This is a genomic window from Pedobacter sp. W3I1, assembly GCF_030816015.1.
In the GTDB taxonomy this organism is placed as follows: domain Bacteria; phylum Bacteroidota; class Bacteroidia; order Sphingobacteriales; family Sphingobacteriaceae; genus Pedobacter.
Map to the genome: position 1 here is coordinate 6,145,138 of NZ_JAUSXN010000001.1, position 23,705 is coordinate 6,168,842.

The 23,705-nt window shown below is 37.5% G+C and carries 19 protein-coding genes; 9 read left to right on the forward strand and 10 right to left on the reverse strand.

Features of this window, described 5'->3' with window-relative positions; genetic code table 11:
* Nucleotides 1–3 precede the first annotated feature (3 nt).
* Complete coding sequence (locus QF042_RS25185; RefSeq protein WP_307532902.1) at nucleotides 4–771, forward strand: ThuA domain-containing protein; 768 nt, start codon at nucleotides 4–6, stop codon at nucleotides 769–771.
* A 45-nt stretch (nucleotides 772–816) separates the two neighbouring features.
* Here QF042_RS25185 and QF042_RS25190 read toward each other — a convergent pair whose 3' ends face one another.
* Entirely contained in the window at nucleotides 817–1,491 is a 675-nt protein-coding gene (locus QF042_RS25190; protein WP_307532903.1) for a hypothetical protein, read from the reverse strand.
* Nucleotides 1,492–1,654: 163 nt separating this feature from the next.
* On the opposite strand from QF042_RS25190, the gene QF042_RS25195 reads away from it, so the two are divergent.
* A complete protein-coding gene (locus tag QF042_RS25195; protein ID WP_307532904.1) occupies nucleotides 1,655–3,106 on the forward strand; it encodes an alpha-L-fucosidase in 1,452 nt (483 codons plus the stop codon).
* A 5-nt stretch (nucleotides 3,107–3,111) separates the two neighbouring features.
* Here the strand turns inward: QF042_RS25195 and QF042_RS25200 are convergent, their stop codons facing one another.
* From QF042_RS25200 to QF042_RS25210, 3 genes are all read right to left on the reverse strand, one after another.
* Nucleotides 3,112–4,638: a rhomboid family intramembrane serine protease gene (locus QF042_RS25200; protein ID WP_307532905.1), complete on the reverse strand. Its 1,527-nt coding sequence runs from the start codon at nucleotides 4,636–4,638 to the stop codon at nucleotides 3,112–3,114.
* A 6-nt stretch (nucleotides 4,639–4,644) separates the two neighbouring features.
* A complete protein-coding gene (locus QF042_RS25205) occupies nucleotides 4,645–5,394 on the reverse strand; it encodes a bifunctional 2-polyprenyl-6-hydroxyphenol methylase/3-demethylubiquinol 3-O-methyltransferase UbiG (protein WP_307532906.1) in 750 nt (249 codons plus the stop codon).
* 241 nt (nucleotides 5,395–5,635) lie between these two features.
* The gene (locus QF042_RS25210; protein WP_307532907.1) at nucleotides 5,636–8,833 is read right to left on the reverse strand and encodes a S41 family peptidase; all 3,198 of its coding nucleotides are present in this window, start codon (nucleotides 8,831–8,833) and stop codon (nucleotides 5,636–5,638) included.
* A gap of 73 nt (nucleotides 8,834–8,906) precedes the next feature.
* Between QF042_RS25210 and QF042_RS25215 the strand changes: the two genes are divergently transcribed.
* The 3 genes from QF042_RS25215 to QF042_RS25225 all read left to right on the forward strand — a co-directional run bounded on the left by QF042_RS25215 (nucleotide 8,907) and on the right by QF042_RS25225 (nucleotide 12,395).
* Nucleotides 8,907–10,187: a glycosyltransferase family 4 protein gene (locus QF042_RS25215; protein ID WP_307532908.1), complete on the forward strand. Its 1,281-nt coding sequence runs from the start codon at nucleotides 8,907–8,909 to the stop codon at nucleotides 10,185–10,187.
* Between the two features lie 196 nt (nucleotides 10,188–10,383).
* Nucleotides 10,384–11,130 (forward strand): glycosyltransferase family 2 protein, encoded by a 747-nt coding sequence (locus QF042_RS25220; RefSeq protein WP_307532909.1) that lies wholly within the window; start codon nucleotides 10,384–10,386, stop codon nucleotides 11,128–11,130.
* Nucleotides 11,131–11,834: 704 nt separating this feature from the next.
* Nucleotides 11,835–12,395, forward strand: coding sequence for a type 1 glutamine amidotransferase domain-containing protein (locus tag QF042_RS25225; RefSeq protein ID WP_307532910.1), 561 nt, complete (start codon nucleotides 11,835–11,837; stop codon nucleotides 12,393–12,395).
* A 118-nt stretch (nucleotides 12,396–12,513) separates the two neighbouring features.
* Here the strand turns inward: QF042_RS25225 and QF042_RS25230 are convergent, their stop codons facing one another.
* Entirely contained in the window at nucleotides 12,514–13,557 is a 1,044-nt protein-coding gene (locus tag QF042_RS25230; protein WP_307532911.1) for a hypothetical protein, read from the reverse strand.
* Between the two features lie 118 nt (nucleotides 13,558–13,675).
* On the reverse strand, nucleotides 13,676–14,866 hold the full coding sequence (locus tag QF042_RS25235) for a serine hydrolase (RefSeq protein WP_307532912.1): 1,191 nt from the start codon (nucleotides 14,864–14,866) through the stop codon (nucleotides 13,676–13,678).
* Nucleotides 14,867–14,979: 113 nt separating this feature from the next.
* Here QF042_RS25235 and QF042_RS25240 point away from each other — a divergent pair, with 113 nt between their 5' ends.
* Nucleotides 14,980–15,873 carry a hypothetical protein gene (locus QF042_RS25240; protein ID WP_307532913.1) on the forward strand — a complete coding sequence of 298 codons (894 nt, stop codon included), beginning with the start codon at nucleotides 14,980–14,982 and terminating at the stop codon, nucleotides 15,871–15,873.
* On the opposite strand, the gene QF042_RS25245 is transcribed toward QF042_RS25240, so the two are convergent.
* The 3 genes from QF042_RS25245 to typA form a co-directional block, all read right to left on the reverse strand.
* Entirely contained in the window at nucleotides 15,859–16,773 is a 915-nt protein-coding gene (locus QF042_RS25245) for a lysophospholipid acyltransferase family protein (RefSeq protein ID WP_307532914.1), read from the reverse strand. The genes QF042_RS25240 and QF042_RS25245 overlap by 15 nt on opposite strands.
* Before the next feature lie 89 nt (nucleotides 16,774–16,862).
* Nucleotides 16,863–17,786, reverse strand: coding sequence for a lysophospholipid acyltransferase family protein (locus QF042_RS25250; RefSeq protein WP_307532915.1), 924 nt, complete (start codon nucleotides 17,784–17,786; stop codon nucleotides 16,863–16,865).
* Between the two features lie 539 nt (nucleotides 17,787–18,325).
* Nucleotides 18,326–20,131: a translational GTPase TypA gene (typA, locus tag QF042_RS25255; protein ID WP_307532916.1), complete on the reverse strand. Its 1,806-nt coding sequence runs from the start codon at nucleotides 20,129–20,131 to the stop codon at nucleotides 18,326–18,328.
* Between the two features lie 381 nt (nucleotides 20,132–20,512).
* Between typA and QF042_RS25260 the strand changes: the two genes are divergently transcribed.
* Complete coding sequence (locus QF042_RS25260) at nucleotides 20,513–20,872, forward strand: DUF4180 domain-containing protein (RefSeq protein WP_307532917.1); 360 nt, start codon at nucleotides 20,513–20,515, stop codon at nucleotides 20,870–20,872.
* On the opposite strand, the gene QF042_RS25265 is transcribed toward QF042_RS25260, so the two are convergent.
* Nucleotides 20,861–21,322, reverse strand: coding sequence for a VOC family protein (locus QF042_RS25265; RefSeq protein WP_307532918.1), 462 nt, complete (start codon nucleotides 21,320–21,322; stop codon nucleotides 20,861–20,863). The two genes, QF042_RS25260 and QF042_RS25265, sit on opposite strands and share 12 nt — an antisense overlap.
* A gap of 136 nt (nucleotides 21,323–21,458) precedes the next feature.
* On the opposite strand from QF042_RS25265, the gene QF042_RS25270 reads away from it, so the two are divergent.
* Both QF042_RS25270 and QF042_RS25275 read left to right on the forward strand, forming a co-directional pair.
* Nucleotides 21,459–22,154 (forward strand): TIGR02117 family protein, encoded by a 696-nt coding sequence (locus QF042_RS25270; protein ID WP_307532919.1) that lies wholly within the window; start codon nucleotides 21,459–21,461, stop codon nucleotides 22,152–22,154.
* A gap of 114 nt (nucleotides 22,155–22,268) precedes the next feature.
* Entirely contained in the window at nucleotides 22,269–23,705 is a 1,437-nt protein-coding gene (locus QF042_RS25275) for an MBOAT family protein (RefSeq protein ID WP_307532920.1), read from the forward strand.

A 23,705-nucleotide genomic window follows, 5' to 3' on the forward strand; every position in this document is an offset into this window, starting at 1 on the left:
AAAATGAAAAAGTACCTGTCCCTGTGTTTATTAGTTGCAACAGTAATTTTATTTCAAAGCTATACCACAGTCAAGAAATCGGCAAAGGTTTTAGTTTTCTCCAAAACCAAAGGCTTTAGGCACAACTCTATTGAAACCGGAAAAGATGTGATCCAGAAATTGGGCACCGAGCATCATTTTGAAGTAGATACCACTGAGAATGCTGATCTGTTTACAGAAGATAACCTTAAAAAATATGCCGCTGTTATTTTTCTAAATACAACAGGCGATGTATTGGATAATAAACAACAGGTGGCTTTCGAAAGATATATCCAGGCAGGTGGAGGTTATGTGGGCATCCATGCCGCAACCGATACCGAATACGATTGGCCTTGGTATGGTAAATTAGCTGGTGCTTATTTCATCAGTCACCCAGCAGTTCAGGAAGCTAAATTTATCATTAAAGATAAAAAACATCCATCCACTAAATTCCTTACCGATTCGATATGGATGAGAAAAGATGAGCTGTATAACTTTAAGGATATCAATCCTGATATTAAAGTATTGATCACCTTAGACGAGAAATCGTATACTGGTGGTAAAAACGGCGATTTCCATCCCTTTAGCTGGTACCACAATTTTGATGGCGGAAGGGCTTTCTATACTTGTATGGGCCATACTAAAGAAGGCTGGGCTGATGATAAATTCCAGAACCATTTATGGGGTGGCATCGAATATGCTATAGGCGGACAAAAGAAACTGGACTATAGTAAGACACATTCAAAATTTTAAATAAATTAAGCTTGTTGAATTTCACTCAGCAAGCTCAATGTTAAATTATTGCTGTACTTTCTTGTAATTAACCAAATAAATATAATTCAGCATACAGAAAGAAGCCACGGCTCCAAAGGTATGCCACAAAAAGTGCGTACCGATGCTTAAAATATCCCATTTATCGGCTATGCGGAAAGTTAAAGCGAAGATGAAAGCAATTAGCGCAAAGCCAACCCATTTGCCATTTTTCCAATCTGTTTTGATCAAATAACCAAATACCGGAAATAAAACCAGCGCGGCCATAAAAGCATAATTGATATTGATGAAAATCTGAAAATCGCCATTGCTAAAAAGCCTTCGGACATAAAATTGAAAAAAGGCATATACCGCTACAATTAAAACGGCAAAATACCATCTGGTTAATTTGGAAAGAAAGTAGACACCAGCCGAAAGGCACAAAAGCATAATCGGCACCCAATCCATCATGATGAAGATCGGCCACCGTCTTAGTCCATGATAGGTAGTCCCGCCTATTCCCCCTATATAAAGTAAAACTAAGGCAATGCTTAGAAAACTGTGTTGTTTAAAATTACCCCAAATCTTTATTGTCCAATACACAGCAATAGCTAAGAAAAAGCAACTTGTTATTGTATTAAATGGCTCAGGAAAAAACTGATTGAGATTGGTTTCGGTGTATATTGTACCTCCATCGGGGGGATTCTGGATAAAAGCGCTCATAAATAACTAACGTAAACCGAAATTAAATGTTTGGTGAATCCATGTAACGATCAAGATGTAAAATAATTTTGCACCTACATTTTCAACAGGTTAAATATTGATAAAACGCTTACCTTACCAATGGTAATTATTTGTACTTTAGATTTATCTAAGCTATACTATTATGAAACCATTATTGATCCTTTTTTTACTACTTTCGACAACTATTTACGCCCAAACGCCGCCTAAACCTTATGGTGCACTACCATCAAAAAGGCAACTGGCCTGGCATGATATCGAAGTTTATGGCTTAATCCATTTTACCCCAACTACTTTCGAAAATAAAGAGTGGGGTTTTGGTGATGCTGATCCCAAAACATTTAATCCTACTGATTTTAATGCTGAACAGATTATCAAAGCAGCAAAAGCAGGCGGTTTGAGAGGTATTATTTTGGTAGCCAAACACCACGATGGATTTGCTTTATGGCCAACCAAAACGACCGATTATAATATCAGTAAAAGTCCTTTCAGAGCAGGAAAGGGAAATTTAGTTAAAGAAGTAGAACAGGCCGTACGCAAAAACGGTTTAAAGTTTGGTGTTTATTGCTCCCCTTGGGACAGGAACAATCCGCTTTATGGAACAGATAAATATCTTGCCATTTACCAGGCACAGTTAAAAGAGCTTTACAGCAATTTCGGTGAGCTTTTTATGAGCTGGCACGATGGCGCTAACGGTGGCGATGGCTATTACGGTGGTGCTAAAGAAAAACGTTCGATAGATAATACTACCTATTACGATTGGAACAATACCTGGGCAATTACGCGTAAAATGCAACCAATGGCCAATATTTTTAGCGATATCGGTTTAGATATCCGCTGGGTAGGCAATGAAGACGGACATGCCGCAGCAACCTCCTGGGCAACTTTCACACCAATGGCACCCGATGGAAAAAGTGTAGCAGTGCCCGGGCAGGCAAATTATCCGCAAAGTCCTGAAGGAATTAGAAATGGTAAATTCTGGATGCCGGCAGAATGCGATGTCCCTTTAAGAAAAGGATGGTTTTATCATGCCAACGAAAAGCCAAAAACCCCAGAAACCTTATTCGATCTGTATTTAAAAAGTGTTGGCCGTGGTGCAGGATTAGATCTGGGCTTAGCACCCGATACCCGTGGTCAACTCCATGATGATGATGTAGCCGCGCTGAAAACTTTTGGCGACATGGTTAAACATACTTTTGAAAATAACCTGGCCAAAAGCGCATCTATTAAAGCGAGCAATAGCCGGGGCAAAAAGTATGATGTCGCTACCCTGCTTGATGGTAAAAGAGAAAGCTATTGGGCCACGCAGGATGACATCCACCAGGCAAGCCTGGAAATAGATTTAAAAGCAGCTAAAACCTTTGATATCATTAGCCTGCAAGAGTACATTCCTTTGGGTCAGCGAATAGAGGGATACACTATTGAGGTATTTGAAAACAATGCCTGGAAAAAAGTTTACGATGGCACCAGCATTGGTGCAAAACGTTTAATTAAATTGGACAGTCCGGTTACAACTAATAAAGTAAAAATAAACATTACCAAATCGCCTGTTTGTATTACTTTAAGTGAAATTGGGCTATACAAAAAAGCAGGTTAAACAACTTAATCTGGTTTGTAAAGGATTTCGAAAACTTGCGCCAATGCAGTAGAAGTTTGTTTGCTATAGCGATAGGTGCTATCGGCCTTAATATCTCTATACATTAGCATTACGGCCCGATGGGATGCTTTACTCAGTTTTATCTTTTCAGCACGTTCCTGAGCATCCTCAGGCCTTAAATTTAAGGCCTGCATTTGTTTAATTACAACAAGATTCCTTTCCATCGGTATGATACCATCTTCTTTAATAGAAGCTAGCTTAACGTCTTTTGGCAAAGAGATTTTGAGATTCATAATGCCGTTAAGTGAGCCTAAATTGCTATTAAAAGTGTCCCTTAATTTACGGTATTCTTCAGTGCCATACTTTGGATTAAAGTAAATTACACCACTAAAAAACATAAGGAATAAAAGAACAGCAACAGCGTATCTCGCCCAGCTTTTGACTTCGAAAGATTTGTCCCATTTATAGTTAAGCACATAGGTAAAAATAAAGCCCGAAACAAAGCCACCAATGTGCGCCGCATTATCAACCCTTTTGCCAAATGCACCATTTACAAGCACCAGTAATGAAACAATCAATGTGCTCATCAATAATGCTTTGGTCGCTTTATGCTCAAAAGATTTAGTAATTAATAAGGCGATAAAAGCGCCGTACAAGCCCATTATAGCGCCTGATGCACCCATCATTACACCTTCTTGGTGAAAGATCAAACTCACCAAACCGCCACAAACGCCACTCATCAAATAAATAAAGAGGTATTTTTTCCAGCCCAGTTTATTTTCGATCATTAAACCCAGATAAACCAGGGCATACATATTAAAAAACAAATGGGATTTAGATCCGTGAATAAACTGATAGCTAATTAAACGCCAGTATTCGCCGCCCAGCACCAAATTGCGCTGATTAACGCCAAAATTTAATGCAATCCTTTTGAGTTCTTCTATAAAATCGGGATCATAACTGCTTCCATTTCTTACAAATTGATACCTTAGGTATACTATCGAGAAAAGAACAAGTGCTATATAATAAAAGATATTTACGAGCACCAAAATCGGCGTTACCGCATAACCTTTTTGAGGAAAAAACAGGAACAATACATTTTTGATCTTATTTTTTGTTGCCAAAGGTGCTTTCTCAAAATACTGATCATCCTGAGTTGCAATCAACTGGTGAAACTTATGTAAACTTTCTTCCCAAACATCTTTGAGATGAAACTCTACATATTCGAACTCATGAAAAAATTTTTCGAGGTTTAAGTCGTTCTTGCCATAATCGTTAAAAAGCATCTGAATACCTACACATTCACTTTTTACCACAGCAAAATTTCCGTGGATACGGATTGATATTTCTTCGCTATAAGATTGAAAAGATATTGGTGTATAAGCAATTAATCCGCTTTCTGACACATGACTAAGGCTCCAGCCGAGATTTTCGATTGCCTGCTTAGCAACAATTAAATATTTATCTGCCGGAAAATCGGCTAAAGGAATATATTTTTCAATTTTAGGCGAGTAACCCCAACTTACAGACATAGCGCGTTATTTCTTTTTCGCTACTAATATAATATAAGGTGATAGATTTTTGCTTTCGAATGGGATAATCTTTGTAAATACTTTTCCGGTAAGCCAAACAGCTTTTTTAAACAGGCGAACGCTTGCCGATTTCTGGCTTTCATTTTCTAACCACACACTAAAACGGCCAAAATAACCCGATTTTACTGCTGTAAGTCCGGCCTGCTCGCAAATCGATTTCAACAACGCCGGATCCATGCTATCGATATTGTGCTTATCGTAGTTTTCCTTATCGAAATTCTTCTGAAACCAGCCGTTAACCGCCCTAAAATTTGGCAGTGTGATAAACAAAGTACCTCCTGGCTTCACGAAAGCGATATGACGGTTAATGATATCGGCAGTATCGTTAAAATGCTCGATTAAACCGCAGCTTAGTACAAGATCGTACTGCATTTCGGGCGTGTAATTAAAGAGATCAGTTTCAATGATATGGATGTCCTTTTCGGTTAAATTGTTTTTTTCTAAAAGCTCATTAACAACCGGCGGATGCACAAAATAATCTAAAAGGGTAACATCAAGCTGAAAATATTTTTTCAGGAATACGGCATAATAACCTGGGAAACCACCCAATTCGATGGCGGTTTTAACGTGATCTTTCTGAATAACATCTGCCAGTTGCTGATGAAATAAATAGTTTGAAGGTAACTGAACCGCCAACCCTTTTTTACTTTCCCAATAATTTACCCAAAAAGCCCTGTCGGTTAATAAATTTGCCATGTTTTAAATAATTCCAACCTCAAAGAAACGGAAAATTTGGTTAACTGTACAAACTGGATAACTGTTTAAAGGATGAAATATCTCGTTGGTACTGTCAAATTTATAATGATGATCGTCATTGCAAGGCACGTAGCAATCTTAATGCGCTAGAAATGCCCACCCATTTTGTAGGATTGCTTCGTGCCTTATAATGACGAAATGCGTGCACAATTAACCGATTTAAACAGTTAACCAATTAACCCTACTTCAAATCCTTCAAAATCTCTACCACTGCTTTTTCGAGTTGAGGATCTTTATTTGCCAGACGGTCTTCAAAAGTATTTTTAACGAAGATATCTGGCTTAACCCCTTCTTTTTCGATATTTTTGCCATCCATGGTATAACAACCCCAGGATGGCAAACGATAAGAAGAACCATCAACCAAACCTTTAGCTGAAGTAAAAATAATCCAGCGATAGGTTTCCGTACCGATAATCTTACCCAGCTTTAATTGCTTAAAACCTGCAGCCGTCATTTCAGCATCACTTAAAGATTGCTCGTTAATCAGCAATACAATCGGCTTCGCTGCCGGGCCAAAATTACTTTGCGGGGCCATTTTGCCGCCGCGGTATTTCCATTTTAAATAAGGGCGCTGAGAAAGGAATTTCAGTACATCATCATGTACGTTTCCACCGGTATTGTAACGCAAATCGAGGATAATGGCCTCCTTATTTTCTTCTTGTGCAACCATATCTAACAAGAAAGTTTCCAGCTCGCCGCCACCCATGTTTTTCATATAAGAATAAGCAATCCGGTTGTTACTCCATTTATCTACATTTTTATGGTTTTGCGTGATCCACTCATCGTAAAGATTTCCGCGCAAGGTACCTGAACTTTCAGGATGTATATTTACAAAAACATCTTTCCCATTACGTTTAAAAGTTAAAGTAATTTCTCTATCCAGCGATGGTTTACTAAAATAATAATCGCGGTCTATTTTTTCATCAACCTTAAATCCGTTCACTTCAGTCAAAATATCTCCTGCTAAAATATTAGTGCCAGTGCGTGCAGCATTGCTTTTAGCGGCTATACGTTCAACTTTTAAAGGGTTTTCATTATTGAAGATAATTCCTGTTTCATTGGTGATGTAAGTAAGATTTTTGCGTTCCTCTGCCCCTGCGCTATTAAAGCCCATGTGCGAAGAATTCAGTTCACCTAACATATCGTTTAATAAAATCCTCAGGTCGCTACGGTTGTTCACATAAGGTAAATAAGCTGCGTAACGTGTCCTCATTTTATCCCAATCTACGCCATGGAATTTTTCGTCATAGAAGTTTTCATCCAAGCCTACCCAGGTTTCATAAAACATCTGGTTAAACTCGGCATTCAGGTTTCTGGTAAATTTATAATCATGGTCTACCTTATCAAGCTTATTCCCATCTAAAGAATATTTGTTGATCGTACCTCTTGATAAAACGAAAAATTTATCACCAGCTGATACAATTGAATAATCGCCACCATCGGCAACTTTTTCGGTTTTATTGGCTTCAAAAGGCTCAATAGTCGTGCGGTAAAGCCCTGGGGCACCACCTTCATGGTTAGACGAATAGAAAACATAGGTCTTATCGCCTTTGGCAAAGGCATCTGTTCCATATTGGCCACCAAACGATGGGCCTACCAATTCGATCCGATCCAAAAGATCCTGGGTATTGATGGTAATTACATTCTCAGGTTTTGGGGTAGGTTTTACTTCAGTCTTCTTTTTAGTGGTATCTGTTTTTGCTTTTTTACCATTTTTATTATCGGTTATTGCAGGCTTAACTTCCGTTGGCGCAGGTTTTGTTTCTTTAAATAAATCGTCGAACTTATCAGAACGGTAAGGTTCATCATAATTGTTCAACGCCATTCGATAAATGTGCGCGTTCGACATCCCGGTTGGATAAGACGGCTTGGTACGCGCACTGGTAAAGAAAATATACTTGCCATCTGGCGACCACGCCGGGCCAGTTTCGGTAACACCTGTATTGGTCAAGTTAATGGTTTTGTTGCCCTTAATGTGATGCACCATGATATCCTGTTCGAAATTCCTGTATACAGTGAAAAGCACATATTCGTCATTTGGTGAAAAGCTCGGCGCAGCACTTTGCAAGGCCCAAAACTCGTCGGTTACCAATGTTTTGCTGTCGAAAGTTTTAAGATCCATCAGCTTAAGCTCGTTTCTTCCACTCAAATACACCGCCATGGTTTTGGTTTTATTTAAAGTGATATCGCGTACGTTTGCCTTGTCTTTAGTGAGCTGTTTTATTGTTCCCTTTCCATCGCCGGTAATCGTAAACCAATTCTGATAGCCATTAGCGGTTTGACTGAACAAAATTGTTTTATTATCAGCCAGCCATTTACATTCCAAAGCACGTTCGCCACTGTTGGTAATCTTGCGGATAAATTTCCCATCTACATCACTTACAAACACCTCACCACGGGAAATAAAAGCCATCTTTTTACCATCAGTAGAAACATCGAATGCCGAAATATTTCCACGCACATCATATTCCTGCTCTTTACTCAACACCTGATTGCGCGAGGTGCTGATATTAATTTTCTCTGTTTTCTTCGAAGCCACATCATAGGTGTATAACTGATAGTCTTTTTCAAATACAACGGTAGTTCCATTGGCCGAAACAAAAGGACGTTTAATAGAGGTATCGAAATTGGTTAAACCTGTTTTCTTTCCGCTGATGAAAGTATATAGGTTGTACTCATCATTTCCCTCATCGGATATAAAAAACACATTTCCTTTCTGATCAACACTGGTCCAGAAATCTTTCCCGATGTAATCAGTATAACGTTTGTAGCTTTTCGATTTTGGATTGTACGATTGGATATCGGGATTGTAGGCGCCCTTGTAATGTTTGCGGTTGGCAAAGCGGTAGCTCTCCCAGGTATCGTTAAAAAACAGCTCACCATTTGGCGATTCGGCAATATGGTGCGTAGTGTTGAAATAATTATCGAATAAACGCACTGCAGTACCACCGTTTACACTTACTTTATAGCTCGAAAAAGAATTGTACCGCCCGGATGTGAAATAGATTGTTTTCGAATCCCAGCTCCAGTTGTCTACTTCATCCGCAGCATCGTTAAAAGTTAATTGTTTAATGTCGCCACCTGTTATAGGCATAATATACACATCATAGTTACCAAACTGGTTGGATGAAAAGGCCATCCATTTACCATCAGGAGATATTTTCGGATTGATTTCTTCACCCTGCATCGCTGTAACCCTCAAAGCTACCCCACCTTTTACCGGTACTTTCCAGATATCGCCATCATAGCTGAATACTATAGTTTGCGCATCGGGCGTTAAAGCAGGGTATGCCGCAAAGTAGGTTTGGCCTTGAGCAAAAGTATGGATGGGCAATAAAAATGCGATTGCCACAAGCGATTTTAACAGGGATTTGATCATGATTTATTTTGTTTGGCTTTGATGCCTTAAATTACGCAACAGATTTTATATTCGTAAACAATAAAATGTATTTTTGATTGATTTGAAAGTAGTACACCTAAATACCTATGATGGAAATGGCGGAGCAGGACGTGCCTGTTTGCGCTTAAGTGACGCCTTAAAGGCAAGTGGAATCGATTCAAAAGTATTGGTTTACTATAAATTTGGTCAAAATCCAAAGATAGATACCTTTAGCAAGTCGCCTTTTCAAAAAGCCAAAGCCATTTATAATATCTTATCTGAAAGATATTTTGCCAAGTGGCTCAGTAAATCGATAAAAACTCCCTTCAGTTTACAGTGGTTTGGCCGTTCGGTAATTAACCATCCAGACGTTAAAAATGCTGATATTATCCATTTACATTGGATAAACCATGGTTTCTTAAATCCTAAGTTCCTAGCTCAGCTCGATGAACTGGAAAAGCCAATTGTATGGACTTTTCATGATAGTAATGCTTTTACAGGGGGTTGTCATGTGCGCTATGGTTGCGAAAACTTTCATCAACAATGTGGAAATTGTCCGATTTTAAAAATCAGTGGTAAAAATGATATTTCGCACAAAACCTGGGTACGAAAACAGAAAGCTTACACTGAATTAAATTTTCATATCGTGGCGCCAAGCAAGTGGATGGCTGCATCGGTAAAGTTTAGTAGTTTATTAGGCACCAGAAAAGCGACTGTGATCCCAAATACCATTGAAACGAAAATTTTCAAGCCTTACGTTAAATCAGAGGCCAAGAAAATCTTAAAAATCAATCCAGACAAGTTTGTCTTGATGAGCGGATTTATGCCTTCCAAAAACGACAAACACAAAGGAACACCCTATTTAATAGAAGCGCTAGAAATTTTATCGCGTAGAGCCGGAATACAGAAAGAAAATATCGAGTTGGTTATTTTTGGAAACAAGGAAAATGCAGAAATGCCAGAATTTCCTTTCAAAACCACTTTTTTAGGCACCATTAACAAAGATGATCATTTAGCGAAGTGTTATTCTGCCGCTGATGCTTTTATTACACCCTCGCTGGAGGATAACCTGCCCAATACCGTGATGGAGAGTTTATCCTGCGCTACGCCTGTTGTTGCTTTTACTACTGGTGGGATTCCAGATATGGTTAAACACATGCAAAATGGTTATTTGGCTGAGTATCAAAATGCAGAAGATTTGGCAAACGGTATAGAGTGGCTGTATCACCGCCCCAATAAAGAAGAAATCCAAAAAGCGGCAAGATTGGGTATTTTAACTGATTTTTCTGAAGAAGTTATTGCCGCCGAGCACATTCATCTTTATGAAACATTGATTGATTTACAGCCGAAATAAAATTCGAACAAAAAAGAGCGTTATTGTAATTAGCCGACCAACAACGAGATAAGAGCAGTAAGCTGATTTACAGCACATTGTATTTAGCCCAACAGTGTTGAACTAATTAAAAATGTTTGGCAGATTCATTTTCACTTTCAGGTAGAAAAATTTGCGCAATCTTTATTAAATTTACTCCAACCCAAAAATCCAACCCTTGCCAAAGCTAACTGTCATTACCATCGTGTACAATAATGTTCGAGATATTGAGCGGACCATCCAGTCTGTTCTTAATCAGACCTATAAAAAAATTGAATATATTGTAATAGATGGGGCATCTACCGATGGTACTTTGCAGGTTGTGCAGCGCTATAAGGATCAGATTACAAAGATTATATCTGAACCTGATAAAGGCATTTACGATGCCATGAACAAAGGTTTAGCACTGGCTACTAGCGATTATGTTTTATTCATGAATTCAGGTGATGAGCTTTACGATAAACACACTGTAGAAGATGTTTTTGCCTCTGCACCAGGCGCCGATATTTATTATGGGGAAACCGAAATGTATAACGATAACTGGGAAAATTTAGGTCGAAGAAGGCATGAAGCACCGGAAAAATTCGACTGGACCAGTTTTAAATACGGCATGAACATCAGCCATCAGGCCATTTATATCCGCCGCAGCATTATTGCACCTTACGATCTAACTTATAAATACAGCGCCGATATCGACTGGATTATCAAAGCAGCAAAAAAGGCGTCAAATATTGTTAACGTTCATCGTTATGTGGCCAAATATTTAGTTGGTGGCATGAGTAAGAAAAAACATCGCGAAAGTTTAAAAGAACGGTTTAAAATCTTCACCAAATATTATGGTTTAGTACCCAATATCTTTAATCATATTATCATTGCAGGAAACCTGGCTTTATATTTTGTTAAGCACCGTAGAACGAACGACTAGCTTATCACGCATCGTCATTCTGAACTTGTTTCAGAATCTATTTAATTTGAATATCTCTGAAACTAATATTCAATTAAATTGGTCTGCAGTTATCACTAAAAAGATGAGGCTGTATCATAAATAAATATAGATTGTCATCCTGAGGGATAAGTTATTTTAACGTGAGTTTTGGGTCTTAATTTCGTCAATGCGAACTGAAGGAAGGTTTTGCGTAAGAGTGAAGCAATCTTTTTTGATAATAAATACATGATAGATTGCTTCGGCTCGCTCATATCCAACCTCGCAATGACTCAATATTTTATAGCAAACTGATAGTCAGATAAAAACATACAAAACTCACGTTATTTTATAAAAATCAATATAAATGACAGGATTTAAAGAAATAAATCACCACAGATTATCGTCATTGCGAGAAGGCTTTTTCAGCCGACGAAGCAATCTCTATGGCAAGGATCACTGCAGGAAAGATTGCTTCGTCGTTCCTTCTCGCAATGACGACCTTTCTAATAAATCTGTCAATGATAACCCTGTCGAAGGACCTGTTAAATACCTCTCAAGGCGTTTCGACGAGCTCAACGTGACAAATTCGAATGGAATTACAACTTATGATACAACCACATGAAGATTAGATTAATCCAAATTTCTAAAAACAATAATTTTCCCCAACTGTCTTTAATACATCACCTATTAAAAATTTAAAGATTATGGGACAATTAAGTAACCGCACTATTGCTGTACTTTCAGAAAGCGGATTTGAAGAAGTAGAATTAACCGAACCAGTTAAAAGGTTAAAAGAAGAGGGCGCAACCGTTCACATTATCTCCTCAAAAAGTGGAAAAATAAAAGCCTGGAACCACGATCACTGGTCGATAGAAGTTGAGGTAGATAAAACCATTTCAGAAGCAAATGCGCAAGATTATAATGCTTTGCTTTTACCCGGTGGTGTAATTAACCCTGATCAGCTTCGTGTTAACGAAGATGCACTAGCCTTTGTAAAATCTTTCTTTGCCGATGGAAAACCAGTTGCAGCAATTTGCCACGGACCTCAAACCTTAATCAATGCAAATGTAGTTCAGGGGAGAAAAATGACTTCAGTAAAAAATATTTCACAGGATTTAATCAATGCCGGCGCACTTTGGTCAGATGAAGAAGTAGTTGTTGACCAAGGTTTGGTTACGAGCCGTACACCAAAAGATTTACCTGCTTTTAACGATAAAATTGTAGAGGAATTTGCCGAGGGTGTTCACGAAGGACAACATGCCTAAAAATTTTGGACGCTCTTTCTAGATTCACTCAAAAACGGTTGGCAATTTGTCAACCGTTTTTATTTGCGCGCCGTCAGATCTTCGTGCTGTTAGATGTTACCATCTGACACCACAGAACTTATAATTTAACCTGCCTAATAATATTTTTAATATTCAATTCAATAATGTCGGTCATGGTTTTACAGCGTAAATAATTTGTATCCTTGAAATAATTGCTCATACCCTGTTTCAGCAAAGTAATATTTTCGGGCGTGGTTAATTCTTCTTTGTTCGAAACATCACGAAGATCGGTTAAACGGTGCCGCTCACTCCTTACCCGATGCACAATCGAGGATCGCTCTTCCTGCTGATATTGTAGTACCGTTTTTTCTGTCAACTGCTCCATGCTCATTTTTACGTAAGGTAAATTTTCTTTAAAAAACTGAGGCAGATAAACTTTTAAATTCCCCTCATAAAACTGTTGGTCAAAGTCTATTGCACGAATGCGGAACTGGATATCATCAAAATCGGGCGTAATCTGCACCACAAAATTATAAGCCCGCATATCACCCAAAAGCATAATTAAACAGCGCTCATTAAACTTAACAAACTCTTTTGCGATACGGGTAGGGTTAAACTCTGGTGTATACAACTGCCCTTTTGTAAAAACATCACCCGGAATCCCGGCAATATGTTCTTCTACCAAGGTGTCGCCATCTACCAGGTAATTTACCTGATTTGGTGAAAGGATTTCTTCCATTTCTAAACCGTAAATCCGCGAGGCATCGGCCTTTTTAATGTAGAAGTAATCGTAAACATCATTTAGGCGGTTTACAATGCGGATACGGAAGGGATGAGTATTTCCGAAAGTGCAATATTCAATTTTATCAATGTATTTATGCTCAACAATGCGCAGGTTTCCTGATGCTTTTAGGTTTGCATAAATTTCCTTTAAACCATCGTGTAGCCTTTCAATTAAATCCTGTGCATAAATAGGCCCTTCCCAAAGCGAATCTTTACCAAACTTATCCATCAAAGGAAAAGCCTCGTTAAACTGCATTAAATCGTTATAACCAATGGGTAATTTCGCTTCACGCTGATAAGTGCGCAAATATTTCTGCAAAGCAGGGGTTACCGGAAAAATCGGCTTCTTTTTTGAAATTCTTACATCGTTGTTTTCCATGCAAAGGCAATGTACTACTTAAAAATTTAACCGCAAAGGGAACAAAGTTTTCCGCAAAGAATACAAAGTTGTGCATTGCACAGTGCTCTTTGCGCCCGTTTCTTAGCGTACTTAGCGGTTAAGACCCAGGGTATTTAAATGGCAAACTACTTAAATACCTGCTGATTTTTCGATAAGGATAATTTCCCGAGCCATGATCGGCGAACTGTACAATAATGGTATTTGTTTTCGGATCGACGTACAACCTTTGTCCAAGCATACCCTCTGCAGCATAATCACCATTATCTCCTTCCTGCGGAATCCACCAGAGGTAATGATGTGCTGATTTTTGCCATCCCTTTGCAGAGGTCGGCTTTTCCGAACCGATATTAATCGACTGATTTATCCAGCTTTCCGGAACTACCTGCTTTCTATTATATTTACCTTTATTTAAATATAACCGACCGATTTTTGCAAAATCAATGGCCGTTACCTGAAAACGACTTGCGGTGTTTGTAAGGCCATTAACCTGGTCTAAACCCCAGGTAGCATTATATTCTGCTCCGATCTTTTTCCACACATTGGCTTCAAAATATTGCGCTACAGATTTTCCAGTTGCCTTTTTCAACACCCAGCCCAATAAAATCGGATCGATGCTTTTATACTTCCAAACCGTACCTGGTTTATTTACGAGTTTAACTTTCATCAGCTGTGCTTTCATATCATTGGTATAATAATATTTAGCCTCATCAGAAAAAAATGCTTTTACTATCCCGCCCAACGCATCCTGGAATTCAAGACCCGATTTCATGTCTAAAAGGTTTTTCAAGGTAATCTGTTCAAAGGCAGGGTTCGATTTTAACTCGGGAATGTATTGAGTTACCTTATCATTTAAACTTTTAATAGCATGATTATTTAGCGCCTGACCAAGCATAATCGAAATCATACTTTTAGCCCCAGAAAATATTGTCGTTAAAGTGCTGTCGCTATAGCCCTTGCTATATCTTTCATATAAAACACTATCATTCCTGATCGCGATAAAAGCATTGATCTGTCCATTTCTTAAATATTGTTTCAAGGGAATAGATTGATTGTTTCCATCCAAAACACGAAAGGTGTCCAAATCGTTCCGCTGCCTGGCCGATCTGATAAAATGAAATGCAGAATCACTTTTATGCGAAATTTCCTGCGGGAAAATTTTATACGTTTCGGCATCGGGTGTTCTGTATTTTAATACATTTAAGAGATAAGGCTTCCGGAGAAACAGCGCGAATAGCGATAAAAAAAAGGTATAAATCAGGATTAAGAGTGTCTTCTTGAAGGTTTTCATTCGTAAAAAAAGGTGTTTACAAAATTAATAAGATGTCAAAATTGTTTATTATTTTGTATTGATTAAAAATTCTTATAGTTTATTTTTTCCTGACTTTTATTTAAAATTAATATATGAGCTATTTAAAGTATGATTATGAAGATAATTCGCTTTTAATCCATAAAGGCGCTACTCAATTCAAAAAAAACGAAGTCAAAACAGACCAAGAAACCTATCTTATACCTAAAGAACATAAATCAGTTAAAATAAATGATTTTCTATCTAAGCACGAATTGATTGGCTTTAATGGGGAACTTAAATTTAAAAAGTTATTAGATGATAACAAAATACCTTATTTATATATTGGTCAGGGAGCATATGGCATAGAAAAATCAAAAACTTTATTAGATCACTCCGAATCCAAACGCCCGGATTTTTTATTGAACATTAAAGACCTTGGTACGATTCTCTTCGATGTTAAATGTAGGGCTAAAATGAATTGTGCCAATAACAAGGAAACTTTTTTTGCTTTGTTTATTTCTGAGATTAACGCCTTACTCGAATTACAAAAATCTGTGCAAATGCAGGTTTGGATCGCATTTATAGAAAGAGATGAAAATGAAAACCTTAAAGATTGCTTCCACTTTATATCCATATCTAAGCTTTATAAGTTTCTCGAAGAGATTCAAAAAGACAATTCTTTCCAACAAATAAAGGTTTTGAGAATCCCCAATCAATTTTTAAAAAAAATAGGTAAAAAAATATCTTTCAGCGCCGGGCATGTTGATTTTTCTCCGAAGATAATCCAAAAATCTATTCAAATACATTTAGAACTGATTGAAAATTTAAAAAATCAAATCATAATGTTTATACGAAACAATAAATGCTACAAGTCTAATATTGGTCGTGAAATTATCAAAAACACTATGAAAACCTACTACAGTAAAGAGGTAGACGCATGTACGAATATTCTTATTAATGACAAGATTATTTTACATTCAAAATATAAGTATTTAAGCCTGTTTTAACATTTTATTTTTGCTAAGAAGAAGTTCTGGTTTAGGCCTGTACTTCCATCTCCTATGGCTCCAAAGCCAATATTCGGGTTGTGCCTTAATTATTTCTTCCAAAAAACGGGTATGCAGTTCGGTTATTTCGAACTCAGCAGTTTCAGCAGGATTTAAGCAGAGTGGCACACAATCTACCTCGTAAAAACCACGTTTCAGCACATTGACTTTGAAATAAAATATAGGCTGATTAGTACGTTTCGCAATTTTTTCAATTCCTAACTGTACAGAACTGGCTTGATTCATAAAACTTGTCCAATAATGCGATTCGTCTTTCGAAGGCGCCTGGTCATTTCCAAAACTAAATATGCTCGGTTTATCTTTACTCGCCTGCAAAGCCCGCATCGTTTGCCGCATGGCAATTAATTTATTACCAAATTTACTTCGTACTTTTTTAAACCAATGATCAAATGTAGGGTTTGTTAAGGGTTTGTAAATGGGATAATGATCTGCAGAAAAGTTAAGCCCTATACCCAAAGTACCCCACTCCCAGTTACCATAATGTGCTGAACAGATCAATACACTCTGGCCATGATCTAAATATTCCTGAACCTGTTCTTTGTTTTTAAATACAAAACGCCTTTCGATCTCCTGTTTTGAGATACTGCTCATTTTAACAATTTCGAAAACGAGCGAGCCCAGATAACGGTAAAACCGCTTTTCGATAATTGCAATCTCGTGTAATGTTCTATCAGGAAGTGCATTTAATAAATTTGCCCTAACGACTTTGCGGCGATAACCGAAAACAAAATATAGCAGGAGATAAGTTCCATCGGCCAGTATGTATAAAACAGGTAATGGGAGCAAAGATAATACGCCTAAAAAAAATATTCCCAAATGGGAAATCCCCTTTTTAATCATACCAGAATTTTAATTGCTAATTTAAAAAAGCAGCTTAAAAAATTATGCCACGAAAATGTTAGATTTCACATTTAAACAAATGGATTAGGTTAAGCCATCACATCCATTATATTGTAATCTTTTTCCATGATTTCAACCTTTGGTTCGGGTTTGTATTTCCATCTGCGATGGCTCCATAACCAGTAAGCAGGTGCTTCTTTAATCATATCCTCTAAAAAATGGGTATGCATTTTGGTAATTTCGAACTCGGCAGTTTCGGCGGGGTTTAAACAAATTGGCACACAATCTACTTCGTAATATCCTCTTTTCAAATAATTGATTTTAAGATAAAAAACCGGACGGTTGGTTTTCTTTGCGATTTTCTCCAATCCTAACTGAATAGAAGATTCCTGATTTAAAAAGGTCGTCCAGTAATTCGATTCGTCTTTTGAAGGCGCCTGGTCGCTACCAAAGGTAAACATGCTTGGCTTATTCTTATTGGATTGGATAGCCCTTAAAGTTTGGCGCATTGATACCATGTGGTTACCAAATTTGCTTCTCATGGTCAGAAACCAGTTATCGAAAGCTTCGCTGCTTAAAGGTTTATAAATTGGAAAATGTTCGCCTGAAAAGTTTAAACCAATAGCCATACACACCCATTCATAATTGCCATAATGTGACGAGCAGAAAAGTACACTTTCGTTATTTTTGAGATAAGCTTCTACGAGATCGGTATTTTTAAATTTTACCCTTTTGTTTAATTCCTTTTTAGAAATGCTTTTCATTTTGATCACTTCAATAAAAAGTGAAGACAAAAATTTATAAAAACGCTTTTCTATGGCCTTAATTTCAGAAGTATTTTTTTCGGGAAATGCATTAACAAGATTTTCTTTAACCACTTTCCTGCGGTAGCCAAAAACATAAAATATTAACACATAAAAAGCATCCGCCAATCTGTATAAAATAAATAGCGGCAACAGCGAGAGCGTATTTAATAAAAATATACCCGTTTTGGATAACCCTTTATTAATCATAATATGGGATGATAAGTTTGCTTGCAAAGCACAAAATTAAACCTGAACGCAAAATTAATTGCCACACGATTGTTAGTTTTTTATTCCCATAGGTTTTATGAAAAATTACTGACAAAAAAATGCACCTTTGATTAACAATTTAGCTGACCAACAACAGCTTACCTGAAGTTATTCTCTCCTTGCCATTAAAGTTGCTAACTCAGCAGAATTAGACGATTAATCCAACCTATGATCACAGCACTCGGTTCTAAACCTTATTGCAGCGGTATCCCCCGATCCTTCATCGGGGATTTAGCGGAAAGAAGGACTAACATTAAAAAATGCACTGATATTGCTTTCCTAATTATTTTAATGACCACTTAAGAAATCTAAATAAATATAAATATTGAGTAAATCATTGCTTTAAGAGTTGACAATTCAGGGCCTATTTACGATTAATTTGTCAACTCTAATAAAACCATTTAAACGCAAAAAAGCCCCGATTTATATCGAGGCTTTAATAATCTGTATTTTAAGTCCCCTTTAGAGGATTTAGGGGTCTAAGCGAATTGCTTTCCTTTAACTTTACGCTCTTGTTCTGTTAAGAAGATTTTACGTAAACGCATGCTTTGCGGTGTAACCTCGATATACTCATCAGCCTGGATATACTCCATAGCCTCTTCTAAAGAGAATTTAATTGCAGGAGCAATACGAGCGTTATCATCAGTACCAGATGCACGCATGTTTGTTAATGCTTTACCTTTAACAATATTCACTACTAAATCATTATCACGGATGTGCTCTCCCATAATCTGACCTTCGTAAACATCAACACCCGGATCTACAAAGAAACGACCTCTATCTTGCAATTTATCAATTGAATAAGCTGTAGTTTGACCTTTATCCATTGAAACCAATACACCGTTTGAACGACCAGGGATTGTACCTTTCCAAGGCTCGTAAGCTTTGAAACGGTGTGCCATAATCGCCTCACCTGCTGTAGCAGTTAAAACATTGTTACGTAAACCGATAATACCACGTGATGGGATTTCGAATTCCAAGTGCTGTAAATCGCCTTTTGGCTCCATAATCAACAACTCACCTTTACGTTGAGTTACCAATTCGATTACTTTACCCGAAACTTCTCCCGGAACATCAACAATTAACGTTTCAATTGGCTCACATTTTTTACCATCAATTTCTTTAACGATAACCTGTGGCTGACCAACCTGAATTTCATAACCTTCACGACGCATCGTTTCGATTAATACCGATAAATGGAGAATACCACGACCGTAAACCAACCACGAATCTGGAGATGGGGTTTCTATAACCTTTAAAGCCAAATTTTTCTCCATCTCTTTGTATAAACGTTCTTTAATACGTTGAGAAGTTACTAATTTACCTTCTTTACCAAAAAATGGAGAGTTGTTAATGGTAAACAACATGTTCATTGTTGGCTCATCAATGCTGATAACCGGCAATTGTTCTGGTGCATCAAAATCAGAGATTGTATCACCAATATCAAAACCATCAATACCTACAACAGCACAAATATCACCCGAACTTACTTCTGTGGTACGGATTTTTCCTAAACCTTCGAAAGTATAAAGTTCTTTTACTCTTGATTTTACGATTTTACCATCGCGTTTAATTAAAGTAACCGGTTGGTTTTCTTTAATGGTACCACGGTGAACACGACCGATTGCGATACGACCTACGAAAGATGAATAATCTAACGAAGTGATCTGCATCTGTAGTGTACCATCGTTAATTGGTGCAGGTGGAATGTTAGCCACAACCGCATCTAATAAAGCGAAAATATCAGTAGTTGGTACTTTCCAGTCGGTACTCATCCATCCTTGTTTAGATGAACCGTAAATTACCGGGAAATCCAATTGCTCTTCTGTTGCTTCAAGGTTAAAGAACAATTCGAAAATCTGTTCATAAACCTCTTCCGGGCGACAGTTTTCCTTATCCACTTTATTTACCACCACAATCGGTTTTAAACCAAGGGCTAAAGCTTTTTGCGTTACGAAACGCGTTTGAGGCATTGCACCTTCAAAAGCATCGCAAAGTAAAAGCACACCATCTGCCATTTTCAAAACACGCTCTACCTCACCGCCGAAATCCGCGTGACCAGGAGTGTCAATAATATTAATTTTTACGTCTTTGTATTGAACCGATACGTTTTTAGATACAATCGTGATACCACGCTCGCGCTCTAAATCGTTGTTATCCAATATCAAATCTCCTGTTTGTTCGTTGTCACGAAAAATAGAACAAGAATGTAAAATCTTATCAACCAAAGTAGTTTTGCCGTGGTCAACGTGTGCTATAATAGCTATATTTCTAATCTTTTGCATAAAATGCGCCTCAAATTTGGCGCAAAGATAGTGTTTTGAAATGGATTTTCTACTATATCTCTCACTATTTAATATGATGATAATGTTGTAATTATCTCATTTTTAAAAGGAAAGTGAGCACAACATTTTTCTCCTTATTACACTCCGGCTTTTCCGGTTTGACTGATTTAACATTTTAGCAAACTGAGCGAACGAATAGGTAACATTATCGATTTCTTGAATGATTATAGGAGAATAATTTGCTTTAAAAAGCTGATATCGTTATAAAATGCTATAACATATTGAACAGATTTTAACCAGATGTTCCGTATAAAAGCATAATTTTTATATTAGCAGCGGAAATGAAATGTAATTGCCTTTACCGCCTATTAAAATCAACAGATGAAAATTGAATCACATACCCTAAATAATACCAATATTGCCGAAATTATTTCGGAAGAAATCATTATTAATAACGCAGACGATGGATTAGATTTATTAGGAAACTTATACTACCAGAGTTTTGATAAAATCATTATCCATGAGCGCAATATAACGCCTGATTTCTTTGACCTTAAAAATGGAATAGCAGGAGAAATTCTCCAAAAGTTTTCAAATTACCGGGTAAGCCTGGCTATTATTGGCGATTTTAGTCCATATCAAAGCCAAAGTATTAAAGATTTTATTTACGAAAGCAATAAGGGCAAACACATCAATTTTTTGGGTTCGACGGCTGAAGCCCTAACAAGGCTAGCGGGTTGATATATTAATGTTTAACCAATCTTCGTAAGAAACTACGTCTAGCCCGGGCCTTCCCTCTCCCTCTAAAATGGCAATAAATTCTAATACATGCCCGTCGGGGTCGTTAAAATAAATGGCCATGGCAGGCATCCAGGCGAAAACCATTGGCTCGTGGTTTCCATTGTTAAGAAAATTATATGGCTTTAAGTTTTTAGATTCGAGAAAGCTAACTGATTTGTTCAGTACATCTTCTACGTCGCAACGGAAGGCAAAATGTCTGATATCAATTTCAGCTTTTGGTTTTTCCCAGATCCCCAGCATGGCTTCTTTTGGCTTCCCTATCCAGAAAAATGCAATTTTACGTTCTTCTTCATAATGGCATTGTGTTAAGCCCAAGGTATTGCTATAAAAATCGATCGATCTTGCTAAATCTTCGACATAAATATGTGTTTCAAAGAGTCCCTTTATCATAGCGTGAAAGTAAACATAAGTTTAAGCTACGAAAAATCATGTTTTTCGATGTCGTCATCAATAAAATCGATATCTGGGGCCAAATGGGTTACCAAAATAATCAATGTTGTATTAAGGATAAAATAATCCAACCGGAATGAACAAAAGGTTTTTAAAATATACAGGCAGGTGCTGTATTGCTTTTATTGCACTGATTGGAATTTACTTTTTAACCGCTTTTGGTTGTTCGCGTATCACCATAAACGCCAATCCATCAAATGCTAAAGAAGTTACCATATACATTATGACTAACGGCGTACACACCGATATCATTATTCCTGCTGTTAACGCACAAATGGACTGGACAAAACAAATCAGTTATCAAAATACGCTGGAAGCCGATAGCACTTATCAATACCTGGCGATGGGTTGGGGCGACAAGAAATTCTACCTGGAAACACCAGAATTTTCAGACCTTAAACTCAGCAATGGGCTAAGAGCCATTTCAGGCTTAAGCACATCTGCTATGCATACTACCTATTACAAAAACATACAGGAAGATGCGAGTTGTAAGAAAATCATAATCAGCAAAACGCAATACCAACAGCTGATTGATTACATTTTAAATAGCTTCAAAAAAGATGAAGCAGGACATTTGATGAATGTAAAATCGAATGTACATTACGATATTGGCGATGCCTTTTATGAAGCAAAAGGGAGTTACAGCATTTTTAAAACCTGCAATACCTGGGCGAATGCAGCACTAAAAGCATGCGGGCAAAGAAGCTGTTTGTGGACGATTTTCGATACCGGGATCTTTCTAAAATATAGCGATAGAAATACCGTGAAATAACTATACAGATATTTTACACCTTTAAGCAATTCCGCGTACAAATTTACTCATCGTATTAACCGGACATCACAAAGCGTTAATTTTATTCTTAAACGAAGTATTAACCTTAACGCTATGCTTTTTAACTCTTTTAGCTTTGCTGCTTTTTTACCCATAGTTTTTATCCTGTATTGGGTTTTGGGAAAAGAACGTCTAAGAGCTCAAAATATATTATTGCTGGGTGCCAGCTATTTCTTTTACGCCTGCTGGGATTGGCGGTTTATGTTCCTGCTCATTTTTTCCACCTTACTGGATTATTTCACAGGTTTAAAAATGATGGAAAGCAAAAATAACAGGTCCAAAAAATTTTGGTTCTGGCTGAGTATCTCCATTAATCTGGGGTTTTTAGGAATTTTTAAATACTACAATTTCTTTGCCGGTTCTTTTGCTGATGCCATTGCGAATTTTGGTCTTCAGGTAAATCCATGGACATTAAAAGTCATTTTACCTGTTGGCATATCGTTTTACACTTTTCATGGTTTGTCGTATGTAATCGATATTTATAAGAACCGGATACCGGCAGAGAAAAATTTTATCGATTATTCTTTATTTGTAAGTTTCTTTCCGCTCCTGGTTGCCGGGCCTATAGAACGGGCCACACACCTGCTTCCTCAGATCAAAAAAGAGAGATCTTTTGACTACAGCAAGGCGATTGATGGTTTACGACAGATTTTATGGGGTTTGTTTAAAAAAATCGTTATTGCTGATCAATGTGCCAATTATGCCAATATCATTTTTAATCATTCTGGAGAATATTCAGGAAGTACTTTATTGCTTGGAGCCATCCTTTTTGCCTTTCAGATTTATGGCGATTTCTCGGGCTATTCTGATATCGCCTTAGGTACAGCACGTTTATTTGGGATAGAATTATTAAGAAACTTTGCATTCCCTTATTTCTCCAGAGATATTGCCGAGTTCTGGCGCAGGTGGCATATCTCGCTATCTACCTGGTTTAGGGATTACCTTTACATTCCCTTGGGTGGAAGCAAAGGCGGAACCTGGGTAAAAGTACGGAACACGTTTATCATCTTTTTAGTAAGCGGTTTCTGGCATGGCGCCAACTGGACCTTCATCATCTGGGGACTACTGAATGCACTCTTTATTATGCCATCCATTGTTTTCAATACCAACCGATCGAACCTCGATACCGTTGCACAAGGAAAAACATTTCCATCCCTAAAAGAATTTGCCACAATCACCCTAACATTTGGTTTAACGGTTTTCGCCTGGATATTCTTCAGGGCAAATTCGGTACAGCATGCTTTCAACATCATATCAACTATTGGTTCCGAATCTTTTTTCACCATTCCAGCAATACTACCGGTTAAACTATTTCTGTTACTAGCTTTATTTATTTTGATAGAATGGAATGGCAGAATGGAACAATACGCCATCGCCAGGTTTGCATTATCGTGGCCAAAACCAATTAGGTGGGGCATTTATTACGGACTTGTTCTGGTGATATTCTTTTTTGCCGGGGCAGAACAGCAATTCATTTACTTTCAATTTTAA

Excerpts from the sequence above, each read along its gene's own strand:
- QF042_RS25185 (WP_307532902.1), top strand. The coding sequence starts at position 4 with ATGAAAAAGTACCTGTCCCTGTGTTTATTAGTTGCAACAGTAATTTTA.
- QF042_RS25190 (WP_307532903.1), bottom strand. The coding sequence starts at position 1,491 with ATGAGCGCTTTTATCCAGAATCCCCCCGATGGAGGTACAATATACACC.
- QF042_RS25195 (WP_307532904.1), top strand. The coding sequence starts at position 1,655 with ATGAAACCATTATTGATCCTTTTTTTACTACTTTCGACAACTATTTAC.
- QF042_RS25200 (WP_307532905.1), bottom strand. The coding sequence starts at position 4,638 with ATGTCTGTAAGTTGGGGTTACTCGCCTAAAATTGAAAAATATATTCCT.
- QF042_RS25205 (WP_307532906.1), bottom strand. The coding sequence starts at position 5,394 with ATGGCAAATTTATTAACCGACAGGGCTTTTTGGGTAAATTATTGGGAA.
- QF042_RS25210 (WP_307532907.1), bottom strand. The coding sequence starts at position 8,833 with ATGATCAAATCCCTGTTAAAATCGCTTGTGGCAATCGCATTTTTATTG.
- QF042_RS25225 (WP_307532910.1), top strand. The coding sequence starts at position 11,835 with ATGGGACAATTAAGTAACCGCACTATTGCTGTACTTTCAGAAAGCGGA.
- QF042_RS25230 (WP_307532911.1), bottom strand. The coding sequence starts at position 13,557 with ATGGAAAACAACGATGTAAGAATTTCAAAAAAGAAGCCGATTTTTCCG.
- QF042_RS25235 (WP_307532912.1), bottom strand. The coding sequence starts at position 14,866 with ATGAAAACCTTCAAGAAGACACTCTTAATCCTGATTTATACCTTTTTT.
- QF042_RS25240 (WP_307532913.1), top strand. The coding sequence starts at position 14,980 with ATGAGCTATTTAAAGTATGATTATGAAGATAATTCGCTTTTAATCCAT.
- QF042_RS25245 (WP_307532914.1), bottom strand. The coding sequence starts at position 16,773 with ATGATTAAAAAGGGGATTTCCCATTTGGGAATATTTTTTTTAGGCGTA.
- QF042_RS25250 (WP_307532915.1), bottom strand. The coding sequence starts at position 17,786 with ATGATTAATAAAGGGTTATCCAAAACGGGTATATTTTTATTAAATACG.
- typA (WP_307532916.1), bottom strand. The coding sequence starts at position 20,131 with ATGCAAAAGATTAGAAATATAGCTATTATAGCACACGTTGACCACGGC.
- QF042_RS25260 (WP_307532917.1), top strand. The coding sequence starts at position 20,513 with ATGAAAATTGAATCACATACCCTAAATAATACCAATATTGCCGAAATT.
- QF042_RS25265 (WP_307532918.1), bottom strand. The coding sequence starts at position 21,322 with ATGATAAAGGGACTCTTTGAAACACATATTTATGTCGAAGATTTAGCA.
- QF042_RS25270 (WP_307532919.1), top strand. The coding sequence starts at position 21,459 with ATGAACAAAAGGTTTTTAAAATATACAGGCAGGTGCTGTATTGCTTTT.
- QF042_RS25275 (WP_307532920.1), top strand. The coding sequence starts at position 22,269 with ATGCTTTTTAACTCTTTTAGCTTTGCTGCTTTTTTACCCATAGTTTTT.